The organism is Herbiconiux sp. A18JL235 (assembly GCF_040939305.1).
Lineage (GTDB): Bacteria > Actinomycetota > Actinomycetes > Actinomycetales > Microbacteriaceae > Herbiconiux.
In genome coordinates this window covers 34248-51767 of record NZ_CP162511.1, presented here as the reverse complement: position 1 = coordinate 51767, position 17520 = coordinate 34248, and the positions used below count along the sequence as shown (strand labels likewise).

Here is a 17520-nt window from a genome sequence, read left to right as displayed (position 1 = left end):
GGGGCGCCAGACGTCAGCGGGGGCGGGTGGCGCGCTGCATGAAGGCGAGGACGGCTTTGTCGACGATGATGTCGCTGGGCTTCAACGGCCTGGTGAGGTAGAGGCCGTCGAGAGTGGTGAGGCGGCTGAGCGCCACATAGGTCTGGCCGGGGCTGAACACCCGGGAGCCGAGGTCGACGATCGCCTCGTCGTAGGTCTGCCCCTGCGACTTGTGGATGGTGACCGCCCAGGCCAGCCGCAGCGGGAACTGGGTGAACTCGCCGATCACCTCCTTGGTGAGCTGCTTCGACTCGGGGGAGTAGGAGTAGCGGTGCTTCTCCCAGGCCACCGGGTCGACCTCGTGCACCTCGCCGTCGACGTCGACCCACACGGTCGAGTCGATCTTGGTGACGGTGCCGACCGTGCCGTTCACCCAGCGCTGGTCGCCGTCGTTGCGGAGGAACATCACCTGGGCCTCCACCTTGAGCTCGAGGTTCACATCGGCCGGGTAGGCCCGCCCCGCGAAGTCGCCCGAGATCTCGGCCTTCGCGCTCAGCACGCGGCCGGGCAGGCGCGCCAGCGCACTCTGATTGATGCGGTTCACCGAATCGTTGCGTGTGGCGAGGGTGATCGCGCCGTCTGCGGGGGGAGTGCGCGCGCCCGCACCGTTCAGCGCGTCGGCGATCTCCTTGGTGACCATGCCGAACCGAACGGCGTTGAGCATGAACTTGAAGTCGTCGTCGTGCTGACGGTGCACCTCGGTGAGCTCGACGATACGGAGCGGCGCCTCCTCCCACACCCGCGCGTCGAAGAACCACATCGACCGGTAGCGGTCGGCGAAGTAGGCGCGCTCGTCGGCGTCGCCCGGCACCGGGGCGAGCTGGTACGGGTCGCCGAACAGCACCACCTGAACGCCACCGAAGGCCTCGGCGGGGCGCTGCCTGGCCTGACGGAGGCTGCGGTCGATCGCATCCATGAGGTCGGCGTTCACCATCGAGACCTCGTCGATGACGAGGGTGTCGATGGTGTTGAGCAGCTTCCGCACCTCACCGCCCTGCTCGATCTCGTGGTCGGCGATGACCCCGATCGGCAGCTTGAACAAGGAGTGGATGGTCTGCCCGCCGACATTGAGGGCGGCGACCCCCGTAGGTGCCGAGATGACGAGCTGCTTCTCGGTGTTCCACGAGAGGTGGTTGAGCAGCGTCGACTTGCCGGTGCCTGCGCGACCGGTGACGAACACGTGCTCGCGGGTGCCTTCGATGAGGTCGAACACCCTCTGCTGCTCGGCCGAGAGCGCTGGCCTGTCCATCACTCCAATCTACCGGCCCCCGAGGCCGTCGAGAGGGGTCACCGTAAACTGTGGAGATGACCGACGAGGCGGATGCTGGGGAGAACTCCCGCGACGCACTCCAGAGATCGGTGGTCATCTACACCGGGCTGCTCCTGCTCACGGTGGCCGCGGCGTTCTCAGCGATCGGCATCCTGAACCGCGAGTTGTACAGCGCGCCCGCGTTCGTGCGCATCTACCTCGACGCCGTCGCCGACCACGACGTGGCGGCGGCCCTCGCCACCCCGGGTGTGAAGCTCGTCACCGACGACGCTCCCGGCACCGGCGAGGCATCGCTCATCACCCCCGACGCACTCGGCGGGCTCTCCGACATCGAGTTGGTGAGCGACACCGAGATCACCCCGGGCCGGCACCGCATGGTGTTCTCCTACACCCTCACCGGCACCCCCGTGCGGGGCGACTCCAACCCGTACACCGTGACGGCGCAGAGCGAGTTCGACGTGGAGCGCACCGGAACCAGCTGGCTGGTCTTCCCCGAGTGGTCGTTCGTGCGCTCGCCCAGCGCGACCGCCACCATCACCGTGTCGCACGCCTCCGACTTCACCGCGGGCGCCGTGCAGGTCTCGGCCGGCGACCCGACAGCGTTCCACGCCAGCAGCTCCTACGAGATGCTCGTGCCGAGCCTCGTGATGCTCTCCCACCATTCCGAGCAGCTCGGTTCACGGGCCGTGCCGCTGGCGGCGACAAAGCCCCGCACCCCGGTCAGCGCGATTGTCGACGTGCAGCCCACCACGGGCTTCCTCGCCGAGGTGCAGACGGCGGTCGACGGCTTCCTCGCCGACTGCGTCACCCAACGGCTGCTGTACCCGCCCGGATGCCCGTTCGGCCTCGATGTCAACGACCGCATCGTCTCGGAGCCTGTCTGGTCGATCGAGAGCTACCCCCAGCTCACCCTGCTCGCCGGGCAGGACAGCTGGGTGGTGCCGAACGCCCGGGGCACCGCGCGGGTCGTCGTCGACATCCGGTCACTGTTCGACGGCACCGTCACCACGCGCGACGAACTCGTGCCCTTCGACGTGAGCTTCGCGGTGTCCGTCGAGCCCGACGGCTCGATCGCGTTCTCACCGCGGAGCTGAGCCCTCGCCCTGTCGACCGCCCTCGGAGCGCCCGCTGCCTCCGGCGAGCTGAGCGAGCATCCGGTTGTACTCCTCGAGCTCGGCCTCGCCCGTGCGATCGGCGTTGCGGTCGCGACGCGTGGTCTCCTTCTTGTCGTTGCGGCTCCATTGAACCGCGACGACGAAGGCGAGGATGACGGTGGGGATCTCACCGATGCTCCAGGCGATGCCGCCGCCGGTCTGCTGGTCTTCGAGGGCGTCGGCGGCCCAGGTGCGGCCGGTGGCGCCGAACCAGTCGGCGAGCAGCAGCCCCGTGCCCTCCATGAGCGCGAGACCGAAGAAGGCGTGGAACGCCATCGTGGCCAGTAGCAGCACCAGGCGGAACGGGTAGGGCAGCTTGTAGGGCACCGGGTCGATGCCGATGAGAGCCTGCACGAAGAGGTAGCCGACGATGAGGAAGTGCACGATCATCCACTCGTGCCCGAGGTGGTCTTCGGTCGCCCAGCGGAACAACGGCGTGTAGTAGAAGGCGACGAGGCTGGTGGCGAAGAGCACGCCCGCGACGATGGGGTTCGCGATGACCGCGGCGACACGGGAGTGCACGGCGAGCAGGATCCACTCGCGCATGCCGCGGCTGCCGTCGTCGCGCTTGCGGATGGCGCGGAGTGCGAGCGTCACGGGGCCGGCCGGCACGAGCAGCAGCGGGATGGCCATGCTGAGGGTCATGTGCCCGAACATGTGAGCCGAGAAGAGGAACTTCTCGTAGACGTTGAGGCCGCCGTTGGTGACGTAGAACAGCATCAGCATGCCCGCGACCCACAGCACCGTGCGGTACCAGGGCCAGCGGTCGCCGCGCCGGTGCAGGCGCCAGACGCCCGCGAGGTAGAACACGATGCCGAAGGCGCACACCAGCACCCAGATGAGGTCGAAGTTCCACAGGGTGAGGAAGCGCTCCACCGTCGGCTCAGGGGGCAGCTGCGTTCCGGTGAGGATCTGCGCCGCCGTCTGCTCGGGCGGCACGGTCTCGGGAACCGGGGTGGCCGTACGGGCGAGTGCGGCGGCGAAGCCGGTGGCGATGCCCATGAACGCGAGCTCGGCGACGACCAGCCACCAGAAGTGCCGGCGCCGGCCGGTGTCGGCGAGCCGGCCGATCACGAATCGGCGGTGGAACGCGCCGAACACCCCGAGCGCGACGAGCGCGCCGACCTTCACGAGCACCAGCACGCCGTAGGGGGTGAGCAGGCGGTCGAGCGAGCCCACCCGGAGCTCCGCGCTCACGTAGCCCGACGCCGCCACCACGATGAAGCACACCAGGGCGACGCTGGAGTAGCGCGCCACCACGTCGACGAGCCGCGGGGTGTCGAGCTGACGACTCAGGATGGCGATGACGACGAGACCCCCCAGCCAGGCAGCCGCGAAGACGAGGTGGAGCATCAGAGCGGTGATGGCCGCGTCGTGGCCATCGGTTCCGGCGGCGTGGCCCTGCTGGGCCATCGGCCACAGCGACGCCACGGCGAGGAGTCCGACGAAGAACAGGGCGGTCTGGTTGCGCACGGCGAAGCAGAGCACGGTGACCACGGCGCCCGTGAGGGTTGTCTGCAGCCACGCCTGACCGAGCGGGATGGCGGTGAGGAACTGGCCGAGACCCTGCGAGAAGGTGTCGTCGAAACTCAGCGCCCGCGCGGTGACGCTGAGGTAGCTGAAGAAGCCGGTCAGCCCGGCGGCGACGGTGAACAGAGCTGCGGAGCCGGCGGCGACGTCGAGGGTACGGGCGGCCACGGGGCTGTCGCCCGGGAAGACGAAGAGGACGAGGCCGATCGAGCCGATCATGCCTGCGGCGGCGATGTTGACGAGCATCGAGGCCGCAGGGAGCCCGTAGCGCACCACCGCGCCGGGGTCTTCGAGCAGCTGCGGCGCAGCGCCGCCACCGATGGCGAGGGCCGCGAGGAGCGCCGCCACCGAGACCGCCACCAGGGCGGCAGGACCGGCGACCCGCACGACTCTCAGCACCCGACCACTTTACGCGCCGCTGCCTGTGCCTCCGCCCGGTGCGGATGCGCAGGCGCAGCCGCGGTCGACAGCGTCCACCGTCAACAGCATCCGCCGTTAACAGCAGAGAGGGCGACGACCGAAGTCGTCGCCCTCTCGAGCTGGTGAGCCGAAGGCTACTTGGCGGCAGCCTTGAGCTTCGAGCCGGCCGAGATCTTCACGGAGTGGCCCGCGGGGATCTCGATGGTGGCGCCGGTCTGCGGGTTGCGGCCGGTGCGAGCGGCGCGCGAGGTGCGCTCGACAGCGAGCCAGCCCGGGATGGTGACCTTGGTGCCGCTGGCGACCGAGTCGGCCAGGGTCGAGAACAGAGCGTCGAGAACCTCGTTCACCGAAGCCTGGGTCTGGCCGGAAGCGGCGGCGACGGCTGCGACGAGCTCGGTCTTGTTGAGTGACTTGTCAGCCATTTAAGGTGTCCTCCTCGGACCATTTCGCTGCGGATGCAGCTGTTGACAGTGGAACAACCCCGGCCACCGGGGCCAGTTCGGTTGGTCTGTTCGACCGAGGGTAACTTACCAGCTGGACTTCGTAATGCCCGGCAACTCGCCTCGGTGCGCCATGTCGCGGAACCGCACACGCGAGATTCCGAACTTGGTGAGCACACCACGGGGGCGGCCGTCGACCGAGTCGCGGCTGCGCACGCGGATGGGCGAGGCGTTGCGGGGGAGCTTCTGCAGGCCGAGGCGTGCGGCCTCGCGCTCCTCGTCGGTGGACGTGGGGCTGACGAGAGCCTTCTTCAGCTCGAGACGCTTCGCGGCGTACCGCTCCACGACGACCTTGCGCTGCTCGTTGCGGGCGATCTTGCTCTTCTTGGCCATGTGTTTACCGCTCCTCTCGGAAGTCGACGTGCTTGCGGATGACCGGGTCGTACTTCTTCAGCACGAGGCGGTCGGGGTCGTTGCGACGGTTCTTCTTGGTCACGTAGGTGTAACCGGTGCCCGCCGTCGAGCGGAGCTTGATGATGGGACGGACGTCCTGCTGCTTTGCCATTAGAGCTTGATCCCCCGAGCCTGGATGTCCTTGACGACGGCCTCGATGCCACGGGCGTCGATGACCTTGATGCCCTTGGCGGACAGCGTCAGGGTGACGTTACGGCGAAGCGACGGCACGTAGTACGTCTTCTTCTGCACGTTCGGGTCGAAGCGCCGCTTGGTGCGACGGTGCGAGTGCGAGATGTTGTGACCGAAGCCGGGAACGGCTCCTGTCACCTGGCACACTGCTGCCATTGTTTCCTCCATTTGGTTACCGTGAGACGAGCGCCTCACCCAAGATGACTTGTCGACAGGCCCGACTCGTGACGGGCCCGCAATGGGCGGAGGATTCCACCCAACCGTGTAAGCTTAGACGAGCGGCGCCCGGGCGGCAAGTCGGGCCCGCCGGTCACGGCCCGGCGTAGTCGGTGACGGTGAGCCAGAGCGGGTACAGGTCTTCGCGTTCGCCGCGGTCGCCCGTGGCGATCTCGAACGGGCCTCCGGCCGTCAGGTTGGCGAACAGGTCGTCGGCGGTGATCTCGCCGGCCAGCCTGAAATCGTCGTAGACGAAGGGCACGCCGTTCGAGCCGAGCGGGCTCGGGGAGTCCATGAGGTGGAAGTGCAGGTGCGGTGAGTCGGTGTTGCCGGTATTACCGAGCAGCCCGATGACGTCACCGGTCGACAGTCGCTGGCCCACCTCGACGCCTGCGGGGTTGCCGGGCTGCAGGTGCGCGTAGAACGCGTACACGCCGTCGCCGAGCTGTTGCACGATGTGGTTGCCGCCGTACTCGTCGACCGTGAGGCCGGTCGGGTTGGCGCCCGGCCTCTGCTCGGGGAGGTCGAACCGCATCGAGACGATCGGTCCGTCTCCCACGGCGAGGATGTCGGCGCCGAAGTAGGGGTAGCTCGAGAGCTCGTCGACGGGCCCGGTCACGAACGAGCCGTTCGAGTCGAGCTGCACGTAGTCGATCGCGTAGCGCTCGGGGGCGTGGTACGAGCCGCCGATGGGGTTCACCGCCCCGCGGTGCGGCGTGACGGCGCAGCAGCTGTTGCCGTTCAGCCAGCCGTCGCCCCGCAGGGGCGGCGCGATCACGACGGGCGCCTGGTGGTCGACCGGGGTGCTCGCGAGCCGCTCCGTCATCTCCGGGGTGATGATGGGCGGGGCGCCGGGGTCGAACCCGAAGGTCACGTCGTGCGCGAGCTTCGCGGGCACGTCGTCCATCGACTCGACGGTGACGTCGAGCCACACCAGGGCGCCCTGGCCGGCCCCGATGACCCGCCCCGGCTCGGTCGTGCCCGACACATGCACCCAGGGCACGACCTCGTCGCCGTCGAGGCGCTCGAGCGATCTGCCCTTCCCGTCGAGCACGTCGATGGTCTCGATCGTCGCCGTCTGGGTGGTGACGTTGCTGAGGTAGAGCTCGTAGGCGATGTGCACCAGACCGTCGGTGGTCGGCACGGGCCGCGGGGTGCTCAGCACGCGCGCGATCACCGGGGTGAAGGGGTCGTCGGATGCGCTGGTGGCGTCGCCGGAGCCCTCACCGTCACCGGAGGCGGCGTCGGGAGGCGGGGTGCTTCCTTCGGCGACCGGATCGGCGGCGGGCTCGGGCGCGGAGGACGGGGTGCAGGCGGCGAGGAGCAGTGCCGCTGCGGCGATCGGGATCAGCAGAAGCGGACGTCGGGTCATGCAGTCAGTATGGGACGCGGGGGCACCCGGAGGCCAGAGACGTCTCAAGCCGTGGTCGGCACGCAGGCGGAGCAGTAGCCGAAGATGTCGACGACGTGCTCGGGGCGGGTGAAGCCGTGCTGGGCCGCGGTCTTCTGGGCCCATGACTCCACCTCGTCGGCCTCGATCTCGACGGTGAGGCCGCAGCTGCGGCAGATGAGGTGGTGGTGGTGCGCCAGCGAGCAGGCGCGGTAGAGCGACTCGCCCTCGGGTGACTGGAGCGAGTCGGCCTCACCCTCTTGGGCGAGATCGGCGAGCGCCCGGTACACCGTCGCCAGGCCGATCTGCGAGCCGGTGTTCTTGAGCGAGGAGTGCAGCGCCTGGGCGCTCACGAAGCCCATCTGGGTGCCGAGCGCCGAGCGCACCGCCTCCCGCTGCCACGTGTTGCGCTTCACGAACCGACCACCTCTTCCGACCGTCTCCACCGTATCCGTGCCAGCTGGGAGACGCCTAGCGCCAGCACGAAGAACAGGGCTGCGGTGAGGGCGATCGCCGCACCGGCGGCGATGCCGAGCCACCGCGAGGAGAGCACCCCGACGACCCCGGAGAGGGCTCCGATGACGGGGGCCAGCACGAACATCTGGGTAGTGGTGCGTGCGATCACCCGTGCCGCCGCGGCCGGGGCCGCGATGAGGGCGAGGGCGAGGATCGCCCCGACCGCCGGCATGGCGGTCACCACGGTCAGCACGATGAGCGCGAGCGAGACCGCCTCGACCACCCAGGCGCGGTACCCCGCCGCCCGGAACCCCATCGGGTCGAGGGTGGAGAACAGGATCTCCTTGCCCGCGGCCAGGAGCACCACGACGGCCACGAGCAGCACCGCCGTCGACGCGGCGAGGTCGAGGTCGGTGGCGTTCAAGATGGAGCCGATGAGGTAGCTGTCGACGTGGATCGGCAGTTCGGGGAAGAACGCCTGCAGGAAGACCCCGAGCGCGAAGCCGGCCGTGAGCACGACGCCCGACGCCACCTGCGACCCCTGCCGCGTCACCCTGCCGAGCAGGGTCATCGCGACGATGAGCAGCACGCTCGACACCACGGCACCGAGCATGACGCTCACGCCGAGCGCCGCCGCCAGCACCGCACCCGGGAAGGTGGCGTGCGTGAGCGCCTGCGTGAAGAAGGCGCGCCGGCGCAGCACGACCACCGTGCCGACGAGTCCGCTCAGCACCCCGATGACCACGGCGAGCACGAGGGCGCGTTCGAAGTACCCCATCAGGCAGCCACCCGCATCCGGCCGCGTCGCGCCGCGTCGACGACCACGCGCACGAGGAGCACCACGAGGTACACCGCCACCACGACGAGCACCACGGTGGCACCGCTCGGTGCGGGCACTCCCGCGCCGACGGAGAGCGCGAAGGCGATGCTGAGCCCGAGCCACCCGGTGAACGCGGCGAACGCGGCGGCGAGGGCGAAGATGAGCCCGATGCGGCCGGCGATGAGCCGCCCGACCGCACCGGGCACGATGAGCACCGCGAGCACGAGCAGGTTGCCCACGGCGTTCGACGCCGCCACCACCACCAGGGCGATCGCCACGTTGAGCACGAGGTCGAGCGCGAGCACCCGGTAGCCCGCCGCCGCCGCTCCCGGGCCGTCGAAGGCCCGGAACAGCTGGCCCTTCAGTGTGACCAGCACGAGCAGCAGGGCGATGCCGCAGACCACGGCGGTCTGCACCAGGTCGGAGTCGGTGACGGTGAGCAGCCGCCCGAACAGCAGCTGGTCGAGCTGGCCCACGTAGTCGCTCTGGGTGGAGACCACGATGATGCCGATGGAGAACATGCCGGTGAGCACGATCGCGGTGGAGGCGTCGGAGGTGATGGCCCGCCGGGTGAGCAGAGTGAGCACCACGGCCGCCACGACGGCGGCGATGACCGCGCCGGCGTACAGCCCGTCCCGACCGGAGACCACGAAGCCGATGACGAGGCCCGGGAAGACGGCGTGCACCAGCCCGTCGCTCACGAACTCGAGGGCGCGAAGGTTGACCAGCACCCCGATGAACCCCGCCACCACGCTCAAGACGAGCAGCACGCCGAGTGCCTTCGCCATGAAGGGCAGGGCGAAGGGGTCGATGAAGAAGGCGCCGAGGTCCACCTCAGCGCACCTCGTCGTGGGTCGGCGGCTGCAACGGCTCCCCGTCGGGCCCGAGCTCGACCTCGCTGAAGGTGTTGTGCACGTTCGGCATGGTGAGCACGCTCTCCCGCTCGCCGAAGGCCACCTGGCGGCCGTTCAGCAGCATCACCCGGTCGCACACCTGGCGGGCGAGGTCGAAGTCGTGCGTCGAGACCACGATCGCCACACCGTCGGCCTTGAGCGCGAGCAGCGTGTCGATGAGGGCTGCGCGGTTGTCGTGGTCCAGGCCGTTGAACGGCTCGTCGAGCAGCAGCAGCTTCGGTGTCGACACGATCGAGCGTGCGAGCACGCCGCGCTGCTGCTGACCGCCCGAGAGGTCGCCGAAACGGATGCGCGCCCGCTCGGTGAGCCCGACCGCGGCCAGCGCGGAGGCGACAGCCGCGCGATCGACGGCCCGCGGCATCCTGAACCAGCCGATGGAGCGGTAGCGGCCCATCATGACGACCTGCTCGAGGGTGACGGGGAACTGCGGGTCGAGCTCGTCGTGCTGCGGCATGTAGCCGATGGCCGAGGCGTAGCGGCGGCGCGAATCGCTGCCGTCTACCGTGAGGCGGCCGGCCACTTGGGGCACGAGGCCGAGGATGCCCTTCAGCAGGGTGGACTTGCCTGCGCCGTTCGGGCCGATGAGGGCGACCGCCTCTCCGGCGTGCACCTCCATCGAGATGCCGGAGAGCGCCACCGTCGGCCCGTAGGCGAACGACGCGTCGTTCACCTGCAGGACGGGGGCGCTCTCGGTCACCGCGCTAGTCTTCCAGGTCTGCGGGGAGCGCGCTCGGCGTGGCCCCCCACGACTCCAGGATGACCGTGGCGTTGTGGATCTGCGAGTCGAGGTAGGTGGCGCCGTCGCTGCCGGCCGGGCCGAGCGAGTCGCCGTAGAGCGCCTCGTCGCCGGAGTACACCTTCACGCCCGCCTCGCTGGCGATGGTGTCGGCGGCCTTCGGCGAGATGGAGGCCTCGGAGAACACGGCCTTCACCCCGGTGGCCTTGATGGCCGCGACCAGCTCGTCGATCTGAGCGGCGCTCGGCTCGGCGTTGTCGTCGAAGCTCGGGATGACCGAGCCCACGTAGGTGATGCCGTAGGCGTCGACGAAGTAGGTGAAGGCGTCGTGGTTCGACACCAGCAGACGCTTGTCGGCCGGCACCTGGTCGACGTTCTCGCGGATCCAGCCGTCGAGCTCGGCGAGCTTCTTCTCGTAAGCGTCGGCGTTCGTCGTGAAGTCGGATGCGGCGGCCGGGTCGGCGACGGCAAGTCCCGCTTCGATGGTGGCCACCATCTGCTCCGCGCGGGAGGGGTCGGTCCAGATGTGCGGGTTGCCGCCCTCGTGGGCGTGGTCGTCGCCCTCCTCGTGCGCCTCGCCCTCCTCGTGGGCGTGGTCGTCTTCGGTCGACCCCTCCTCGTGGGCGTGGTCGTCGCCGGCGGTCTCCTCCGAGAGCTGGATGCCGGTCGACGCGTCGATGGTCACCCCGTCGAAGCCGGAGGCCGAGATGGCGTCGTCGAGCCATTCCTCGAGCCCCGCGCCGTTGATGACGAGCACGTCGGCCGACGCCAGGGCCGACAGGTCGGCCGCCGACGGGTCGTAGCTGTGCGCGCTCTGGTTCGGCTGGATGAGCTGGGTGACGCTCGCCGCGTCGCCCGCGATCTCGCGGGTGAAGTCGGCGACCTGGGTGGTGGTGGCGACCACCTTGAGACCGCCGGCGGCAGCGCTCGTGGAGCCCGCATCCGTCGACGAGGCGCCGGATGCGCAGCCCGCGAGGGCGAGAGCGGAGGCCGACAGGAGCACGGGGACGATGAGCGCGTTCTTCTTCACGCGCTCGAGCCTAGATGATAATGATTATCAACACCAACTTAATCGAGCAGAAGCGCAGGTTCCTCGATGATGGAGGCGACGTCGGCGACGAAGCGGCTCGCCACGTCGCCGTCGACGACCCGGTGGTCGAAGCTCGCGCCGATCGTGGTGACGAAGCGCGGGCGCACCTCGCCGTCGACCACCCAAGGCTTCTGCTTGATGGTTCCGAGAGCGACGATCCCCACCTCGCCCGGGTTGAGGATGGGGGTTCCGGTGTCCATGCCGAACACGCCGATGTTGGTGATGGTGATGGTGCCGCCCGCCATGTCGGCGGGGGAGGTGCGGCCCTCGCGCGCGGTGAGGGTGAGCTGCTCGAGCGCTTCGGCGAGGCCGCGCATCGAGAGGTCGTGCGCGTCTTTGATGTTCGGCACGATGAGCCCGCGCGGTGTGGCGGCCGCGATGCCGAGGTTCACGTAGTTGCGCACCACGATCTCCTTCTCGGTCCACGCCGAGTTCACCATCGGGTTGCGCTGCACGGCCCAGATGAGCGCCTTGGCCATGATGAGCAGCGGCGAGATCTTCACCCCGGTGAAGTCGGGGGAGGTCTTCAGGCGCTTCACGTACTCCATGGTGCGGGTCGCGTCGACGTCGACGAACAGGCTCACGTGCGGGGCGGTGAACGCGCTCGCCACCATCGCCTTCGCGATCTGCTTGCGCATGCCCTTGACGGGGATGTACTCCTCGCGCACCGGAGCCCACTGCGGGGTCTCGATGTTGTGGAACACCTTCGCCTGGTCGGCGTGACGGATGACGTCTTCGCGCGTGATGTCGCCGATGAGCCCGGTGGGGGTGACCTCGTTGAGGTCGACGCCGAGGTCTTTGGCGAGCTTGCGGATGGGGGGCTTGGCGATGACGGGAACGCCCGGGATGGGCTGATGGGCGCGGGCGAGGCGCGTGGTGGGCCGCTTGGCGTCGGGGCTCTCGCCGATCGCGGGGATGGTGGCGGCGGCACGCGTGCGTGCCGTGCGGCGGCTGGCCACGTGACCCTTGATGCCGTAGCCGACCAGCACGGCGCCCGAGCTCTCGGCGGCGGGCGGGGAAGCGGGCGCGACCGTGGGCGCGGGTGCCTCGGCGCGCGTACCCGCCGCGGCTGCCGCCGGGGTCGAACCCGCCGGTGCCGCATCCGGCAGCGTCACCGTGCCGAGGATCTCGGTGGCGGCGACCGCCGGCGGCGCCTCCTGGCCGTCGCTCGCGTTCACCGCGATGATCGCGGTTCCGACGTCGACGGTCGTGCCCTCGGGCACCAGCAGGTTCTCGACGGTGCCGGCGAACGGCGACGGCAGCTCGACGAGCGACTTGGCCGTCTCGATCTCGACGATCACCTGGTTGATCTCGATGGAGTCGCCCGGGGCGACCTTCCAGGAGACGATCTCGGCCTCGGTGAGGCCCTCACCCACGTCGGGCAGGTGGAACTGTGCGCTGGTCATCGGATTCTCCCGGTGTCGGTTCAGTACGCCATCACCCGGTCGACGGCCTCCATGATGCGATCGGCATCGGGGAGGTACAGCGTCTCGAGCTTGGCCGGCGGGAAGGGGGTGTCGAAGCCGGAGACGCGGAGCACCGGCGCCTGCAGCGAGTAGAAGGCGCGCTCGGCGACGGTCGCGGCGATCTCGGAGCCCACGCTCACGAAACCGGGCGCCTCCTGCGCCACCACGAGGCGGCCGGTCTTCGTGACCGAGTCGAGGATGGGCCCGTAGTCGACCGGGCTGAGCGACCGCAGGTCGACGACCTCGCAGCTCACGCCCTCACCGGCGGCGATCTCGGCGGCGGCCATGAGCACGCTGACCATGGCGCCGTGGGCGAGCAGGGTGACGTCGGTTCCCGTGCGAACCACGCGGCTGGCGTGCAGCGGCGCCGCCGTGCCGGCGAAGTCGACCGGCCCCTTCGGCCAGTAGCGGCTCTTCGGCTCGAAGAACATGACCGGGTCGTTCGAGGCGATCGACTCCTGGATCATCCAGTACGCGTCGTTCGGCGTCGACGGGCTCACGACGCGCAGGCCCGCTGTGTGGGCGAAGTACGCCTCGGGGCTCTCCTGGTGGTGCTCGACCGCACCGATGTGCCCGCCGTAGGGCACCCGGATGACGACGGGCATCGTGAAGGCCCCCTGGCCGCGATTGGTGAGCTTCGCCAGCTGCGAGGTGATCTGGTCGAAGCCGGGGTAGATGAACCCGTCGAACTGGATCTCGCACACGGGCCGGTAGCCGCGCATCGCGAGACCGATGGCCGTGCCGACGATCCCCGACTCGGCGAGCGGGGTGTCGACGACGCGGGTCTTCCCGAACTCCGCCTGCAGCCCCTCGGTGACACGGAACACGCCACCCAGCGCACCGATGTCCTCACCCATGAGCAGCACCTTGGGGTCGTCGGCGAGCGCCTGCCGGAGCCCGGCGTTGAGGGCCCGCGCCATGGGCAGTTCCTCGACCCGGGAGGCCGCGGCAGAAGCATCCGTCGTCGTCGTCTCGATGCTCATGCCGTCTCCTCCTCGAACGAGGCTTCGTAGCGTTCGAGCCACAGCTTCTGCTCGGCCATCACGGGGTGCGGCTCGGAGTAGACGTGGTCGAACAGGATGTCGGCCGCCGGAGGCTCGAGGGCGAGTGTGCGGTGACGGATGTCGGCGGCGAAGTCTTCGGCCTCGGTCTTCACCTCGGCGAAGAAGGCGTCGCCTTCGCCGAGCGACCTGAGGTACGTCTCGAAGCGCGCGATGGGGTCGCGCGACACCCAGCGCTCGTGCTCGGCGGGGTCGGCGTACTTCGTGGGGTCGTCGGAGGAGGTGTGCGCGCCGATGCGGTAGGTGAGCGCCTCGATGAACTGCGGGCCGTTGCCGCCGCGGGCCTCGTCGAGGTGCTTCGTCGTGACCGCGAAGCTCGCCAGCACGTCGTTGCCGTCGATCTGCACGCTCGGGATGCCGAAGCCGCGCGAGCGGAGGTAGAGCGGTGTGCGCGACTGCACCGAGACGGGCACCGAGATGGCCCACTGGTTGTTCTGCAGGAAGAACACGTTCGGCGACTGGTTCGACGCCGAGAACACGAAGGCCTCGCTCACGTCGCCCTGCGAGGTGGAGCCGTCGCCGAAGTAGCAGAGCACCGCGGCGTCGACGGAGTCGTCGCCCGTGCCCACCACGCCGTCGCGCTGCATCCCCATGGCATAGCCCGTGGCGTGCAGCGCGTGCGAGCCGATGACGAGGCAGTAGCCGTGCACATTGCCGTTCGTGGGGTCGGTCGGGTCCCACCCGCCGTGGGTGTTGCCGCGCAGCAGCTCGACGACGCCGAGCATGTCGACACCGCGCACCTTGGCGACGGAGTGCTCGCGGTAGGAGGGGAAGATGTGGTCTTGCGGGCGGGCGGCGAAGGCCGAGCCCACCTGGGCGCCCTCCTGGCCGTGGCTCGGCACCCACAGGGCCATCTGCCCCTGCCGCTGCAGGTTCGTGCCCTCGAGGTCGAAGCGGCGCACGACGGCCATCTGCCGGTAGAACTCGCGCAGATCGCCCTCGCTCAGGCGGTCGAGGTAGCCGGCGTACTCTTCGGCCGCCTCGGTGGGCGCGAACTCGCCCTCTGTGGTGAGGAACCTCACGGGTGTCTGGTCGGTCATGCGAACTCCCTCATGATCTGAGCGGATGCGGCGAGCACGTTCTCGACCGACTCGGCCTCGCCGATGGTGAGCCTGATGCCATCGGGCAGGTACGCCCGGGCGATGATGCCGTGGTCGCGGAAGATCTCGAGCGCCCGTTCGGTGTGCTCGCCCGTGGGGTACCAGACGAAGTTGCCGTGCGGACGGGGGATGCTCGTCCACCCCTGCTCGACGAGCGAGTCGTAGATGGCGTCGCGGCGGGCGGCGATGTCGGCCACCCGAGCCCGCAGCTCGTCGCCGCGATCGAGCGAGGCGATGGCCGCGACCTGGGCGTGGTCGGTGAGGCTGAGCGGCATCGCCGCGATGCGGGCGGCGGTGAACACCTCGGCCGGCCCGATGCCGTAGCCGATGCGGAGCCCGGCGAGCCCGTAGGCCTTCGAGAAGGTGCGCAGGATGACGAGGTTCGGGTACCGACGCACCAGCGTGCGCCCGTTCACCGCTGTGGGGTCGGTGACGAACTCGGCGTAGGCCTCGTCGAGGATGACCAGCACGTCGGTGGGTACCTTCTGCATGAACCGCTCGAACTCCTCAGCGGTGACGATGGAGGAGGTGGGGTTGTTGGGGGAGCAGACGAGCACGAGCCGGGTGCGGTCGGTGATGGCGGCGGCCATTGCGTCGAGGTCGTGGCGATGGTCGGGGGTGTTCGGCACGGCGACCTTCACGGCCGAAGGCAGCACCGTCATCCACGGGTACACCTCGAACGAGCGCCACGAGTAGACGACCTCGTCGCCCGGCCCGGCCGCCGTGAGGGTGAGCTGCACGAGCAGGGCCACCGAGCCTGCGGCGAGGATGACCTCGTCGGGCTCCACCCCCCAGTCCGCGGCGATGCGCGTGGTGACCTCGGGGGCCGCCGCGTTCGGGTAGCGGTGCAGCGTGCGGGTGGCGGCGTCGACCGCGTCGAGCACTCCGGGCAGCGGGTCGAACGGGTTCTCGTTCGACGACAGCTTGAAACCGGTGGGGGCCGCCTGACCCTGTCGGTAGGCGGGGAGGGCGAGGATCTCGGGGCGCAGCTTCACCGGGCTGCTCGCGATGCCGGAACTCATCCGTTCATCTTAGTTCTCGCTGTGAAAGCGACTCCGGAATATAGGCCACTCCTCGGCGAGCATCGCGTAGACGAGGGTGTCGGTCCACTCGCCCTTGAAGAACTCGTCTTTCACGAAGTGGGCCTCCCGACGCATGCCGAGCCGCTCGAGCAGCCGAGCGGATGCGTCGTTCCGCGCGTCGAGCCGGGCGATCACGCGGTGCAGCCCGAACTCGTCGAAGGCGAGCCGCAGCATCTCGTGCGCGGCTTCGGTGGCGTAGCCGTGGCCGGCCACATCGGCTGCCATCGCGTAGCCGAGCTCGCCCCGTGCATCCGTCTCGCTGTCGAACTTCAGCAGCACCTCGCCGATGACGCGGTGTTCGGCACGCAGCTCCATCGCGAGCACCAGCCATTGCCCGGGGGCGGAGACGACGCCCTGCTTCGCACGGGAGGCGATGGCCTCTCGTATCTGGTCGGGTGTGCGCACCGGCCACGGGATGTAGCGCACCACCTCGGGGTCGGAGTGGTAGCGCATCAGGTCGTCGAGGTCGCCCGCACGGTGCGGCCGCAGATCGAGCCGCGGCGTCGCGACCGGATAGTCGGGTGCCCAGAGCGTGCTCACCATGCCTCGACTCTGTCATCCCTGGCCGTTCCGCGGAACACCCCCGTCTGGGATAGTGGGGTCATGCGCAGATTCCTGGTCTCCCTCATCGCGAACGCCATCGCCCTGTGGCTCACCACGCTGATCGTCGCCGGGGTCAAGATCGACTCCTTCGGAGACGACGGCGCGCTCGACACCATCCTCACCTACCTCTTCGTCGCCCTCATCTTCGGCATCGTGAACGGCATCATCGGCAGCGCCATCCGCATCGTCGCGTTCCCGCTGTACATCCTCACCCTCGGCATCATCGCGCTGTTCGTGAACGCGCTGCTGCTCTGGCTGGTGTCGGTGGTGACCGGCTGGTTCGGCTTCGGCCTCGTCGTCGACGGCTTCTGGAGCACGGTCTTCGGCGCTCTGGTCCTCGCGATCCTCTCGGCGATCATCGGCGCGATCCTCCGCCCCCTGGCGGGTCGTCGCGACCGCTGAGCGACCCGGGCGCGAGCCCGAGCATCCGCTCCAGCACCTGCGCGATGAGGAGCTGCTGCCCGGCCGTGTCGCCGTGCAGCACCATGGCCTGAGCGTTCGCGCCGTCGATCAGCCCGATGAGCTGCCTCGCCACCGCGGGCGGGTCGTCGGTGCTGAAGCGGCCGGAGGCGACCCCCGCCTCGACGAGCTCGGTCACCAGGGCGTTCCAGGCCGCCATGTGGTCGCGCACCGCCGAGGCGAGCGCCTCGTTGCGGCGGCCGAGCCCCCACGCCTCGACCCACACCACCGTCGTGGCGTCGCGGGCGGGGTCGAGCAGGGTGCGGATGAGGACGGCGAGTGCGGCGACCTCACCCCCGTCGGAGTTCCGCGAGCGCACGCCCGCCAGCAGCTCCTCGACCTCGTCGAGCTCGGCCGCGACGATCGCCGAATAGGTGCGCGCGACGAGTGCCTCCATGCTGGGCTCGTAGTGGGCGACGAGCCCGGGGGCGACGCCCGCCCGGGCTGCGAGGCCTCGCAGAGTGAGGGCGCCGAGCCCCTCCTCGAGCGCGAGCTCGCAGGCAGTCGTCGCCAGCTGAGCCGCGCGCTCGGGTGCACTGAGGCGGGTGCGGGTGGCTCTTGACATCGTCGGCACTCCCTCCGTAGCCTCGATCCCAATCCTATTGGTCGCATGATCAATAAGCGAGAGG

Annotated in this window: 20 protein-coding genes; 2 read left to right on the top strand and 18 right to left on the bottom strand. The window is 69.5% G+C overall.

Annotated elements, in window-relative coordinates:
• Positions 1-13 precede the first annotated feature (13 nt).
• Positions 14-1288, bottom strand: coding sequence for an ATP-dependent RecD-like DNA helicase (locus tag ABFY20_RS00260; RefSeq protein ID WP_368497936.1), 1275 nt, complete (start codon positions 1286-1288; stop codon positions 14-16).
• A 56-nt stretch (positions 1289-1344) separates the two neighbouring features.
• On the opposite strand from ABFY20_RS00260, the gene ABFY20_RS00255 reads away from it, so the two are divergent.
• Complete coding sequence (locus ABFY20_RS00255) at positions 1345-2403, top strand: hypothetical protein (RefSeq protein ID WP_368497935.1); 1059 nt, start codon at positions 1345-1347, stop codon at positions 2401-2403.
• Here ABFY20_RS00255 and ABFY20_RS00250 read toward each other — a convergent pair.
• The 16 genes from ABFY20_RS00250 to ABFY20_RS00175 all read right to left on the bottom strand — a co-directional run bounded on the left by ABFY20_RS00250 (position 2389) and on the right by ABFY20_RS00175 (position 16372).
• A complete protein-coding gene (locus tag ABFY20_RS00250; protein ID WP_368497934.1) occupies positions 2389-4392 on the bottom strand; it encodes a cytochrome c oxidase assembly protein in 2004 nt (667 codons plus the stop codon). The two genes, ABFY20_RS00255 and ABFY20_RS00250, sit on opposite strands and share 15 nt — an antisense overlap.
• Positions 4393-4547: 155 nt before the next feature.
• Positions 4548-4835 (bottom strand): HU family DNA-binding protein, encoded by a 288-nt coding sequence (locus ABFY20_RS00245; RefSeq protein ID WP_022897485.1) that lies wholly within the window; start codon positions 4833-4835, stop codon positions 4548-4550.
• A gap of 105 nt (positions 4836-4940) precedes the next feature.
• Positions 4941-5246: a 30S ribosomal protein S14 gene (gene rpsN / locus ABFY20_RS00240; protein ID WP_171706690.1), complete on the bottom strand. Its 306-nt coding sequence runs from the start codon at positions 5244-5246 to the stop codon at positions 4941-4943.
• Positions 5247-5250: 4 nt separating this feature from the next.
• Entirely contained in the window at positions 5251-5418 is a 168-nt protein-coding gene (gene rpmG / locus ABFY20_RS00235; RefSeq protein ID WP_022897487.1) for a 50S ribosomal protein L33, read from the bottom strand.
• Entirely contained in the window at positions 5418-5654 is a 237-nt protein-coding gene (gene rpmB, locus ABFY20_RS00230; RefSeq protein WP_171706691.1) for a 50S ribosomal protein L28, read from the bottom strand. The genes rpmG and rpmB overlap by 1 nt, the downstream gene beginning before the upstream one ends.
• A gap of 154 nt (positions 5655-5808) precedes the next feature.
• Positions 5809-7086: a M23 family metallopeptidase gene (locus ABFY20_RS00225; RefSeq protein WP_368497933.1), complete on the bottom strand. Its 1278-nt coding sequence runs from the start codon at positions 7084-7086 to the stop codon at positions 5809-5811.
• Positions 7087-7130: 44 nt separating this feature from the next.
• On the bottom strand, positions 7131-7520 hold the full coding sequence (locus ABFY20_RS00220; protein ID WP_368497932.1) for a Fur family transcriptional regulator: 390 nt from the start codon (positions 7518-7520) through the stop codon (positions 7131-7133).
• Positions 7517-8338, bottom strand: coding sequence for a metal ABC transporter permease (locus tag ABFY20_RS00215; protein ID WP_368497931.1), 822 nt, complete (start codon positions 8336-8338; stop codon positions 7517-7519). The genes ABFY20_RS00220 and ABFY20_RS00215 overlap by 4 nt, the downstream gene beginning before the upstream one ends.
• Positions 8338-9213 carry a metal ABC transporter permease gene (locus ABFY20_RS00210; RefSeq protein ID WP_368497930.1) on the bottom strand — a complete coding sequence of 292 codons (876 nt, stop codon included), beginning with the start codon at positions 9211-9213 and terminating at the stop codon, positions 8338-8340. Before ABFY20_RS00210 ends, ABFY20_RS00215 begins: the two co-directional genes overlap by 1 nt.
• 1 nt (position 9214) lies before the next feature.
• Positions 9215-9991: a metal ABC transporter ATP-binding protein gene (locus tag ABFY20_RS00205; protein ID WP_368497929.1), complete on the bottom strand. Its 777-nt coding sequence runs from the start codon at positions 9989-9991 to the stop codon at positions 9215-9217.
• Positions 9992-9995: 4 nt separating this feature from the next.
• Positions 9996-11060, bottom strand: a complete 1065-nt coding sequence (locus ABFY20_RS00200; protein ID WP_368497928.1) for a metal ABC transporter substrate-binding protein — start codon at positions 11058-11060, stop codon at positions 9996-9998.
• A 38-nt stretch (positions 11061-11098) separates the two neighbouring features.
• Positions 11099-12526 carry a dihydrolipoamide acetyltransferase family protein gene (locus ABFY20_RS00195; protein WP_368497927.1) on the bottom strand — a complete coding sequence of 476 codons (1428 nt, stop codon included), beginning with the start codon at positions 12524-12526 and terminating at the stop codon, positions 11099-11101.
• A 20-nt stretch (positions 12527-12546) separates the two neighbouring features.
• The gene (locus ABFY20_RS00190; RefSeq protein WP_368497925.1) at positions 12547-13569 is read right to left on the bottom strand and encodes an alpha-ketoacid dehydrogenase subunit beta; all 1023 of its coding nucleotides are present in this window, start codon (positions 13567-13569) and stop codon (positions 12547-12549) included.
• The gene (locus tag ABFY20_RS00185; protein WP_368497924.1) at positions 13566-14687 is read right to left on the bottom strand and encodes a thiamine pyrophosphate-dependent dehydrogenase E1 component subunit alpha; all 1122 of its coding nucleotides are present in this window, start codon (positions 14685-14687) and stop codon (positions 13566-13568) included. Before ABFY20_RS00185 ends, ABFY20_RS00190 begins: the two co-directional genes overlap by 4 nt.
• Positions 14684-15769, bottom strand: a complete 1086-nt coding sequence (locus tag ABFY20_RS00180; RefSeq protein WP_368497923.1) for a histidinol-phosphate transaminase — start codon at positions 15767-15769, stop codon at positions 14684-14686. Before ABFY20_RS00180 ends, ABFY20_RS00185 begins: the two co-directional genes overlap by 4 nt.
• A gap of 9 nt (positions 15770-15778) precedes the next feature.
• Positions 15779-16372 (bottom strand): GNAT family N-acetyltransferase, encoded by a 594-nt coding sequence (locus tag ABFY20_RS00175; protein ID WP_368497922.1) that lies wholly within the window; start codon positions 16370-16372, stop codon positions 15779-15781.
• A gap of 60 nt (positions 16373-16432) precedes the next feature.
• Here ABFY20_RS00175 and ABFY20_RS00170 point away from each other — a divergent pair, with 60 nt between their 5' ends.
• Positions 16433-16834, top strand: a complete 402-nt coding sequence (locus tag ABFY20_RS00170; RefSeq protein ID WP_171706700.1) for a phage holin family protein — start codon at positions 16433-16435, stop codon at positions 16832-16834.
• Here ABFY20_RS00170 and ABFY20_RS00165 read toward each other — a convergent pair.
• Positions 16788-17456: a TetR/AcrR family transcriptional regulator gene (locus ABFY20_RS00165; protein ID WP_368497921.1), complete on the bottom strand. Its 669-nt coding sequence runs from the start codon at positions 17454-17456 to the stop codon at positions 16788-16790. The genes ABFY20_RS00170 and ABFY20_RS00165 overlap by 47 nt on opposite strands.
• Positions 17457-17520: the final 64 nt, after the last annotated feature.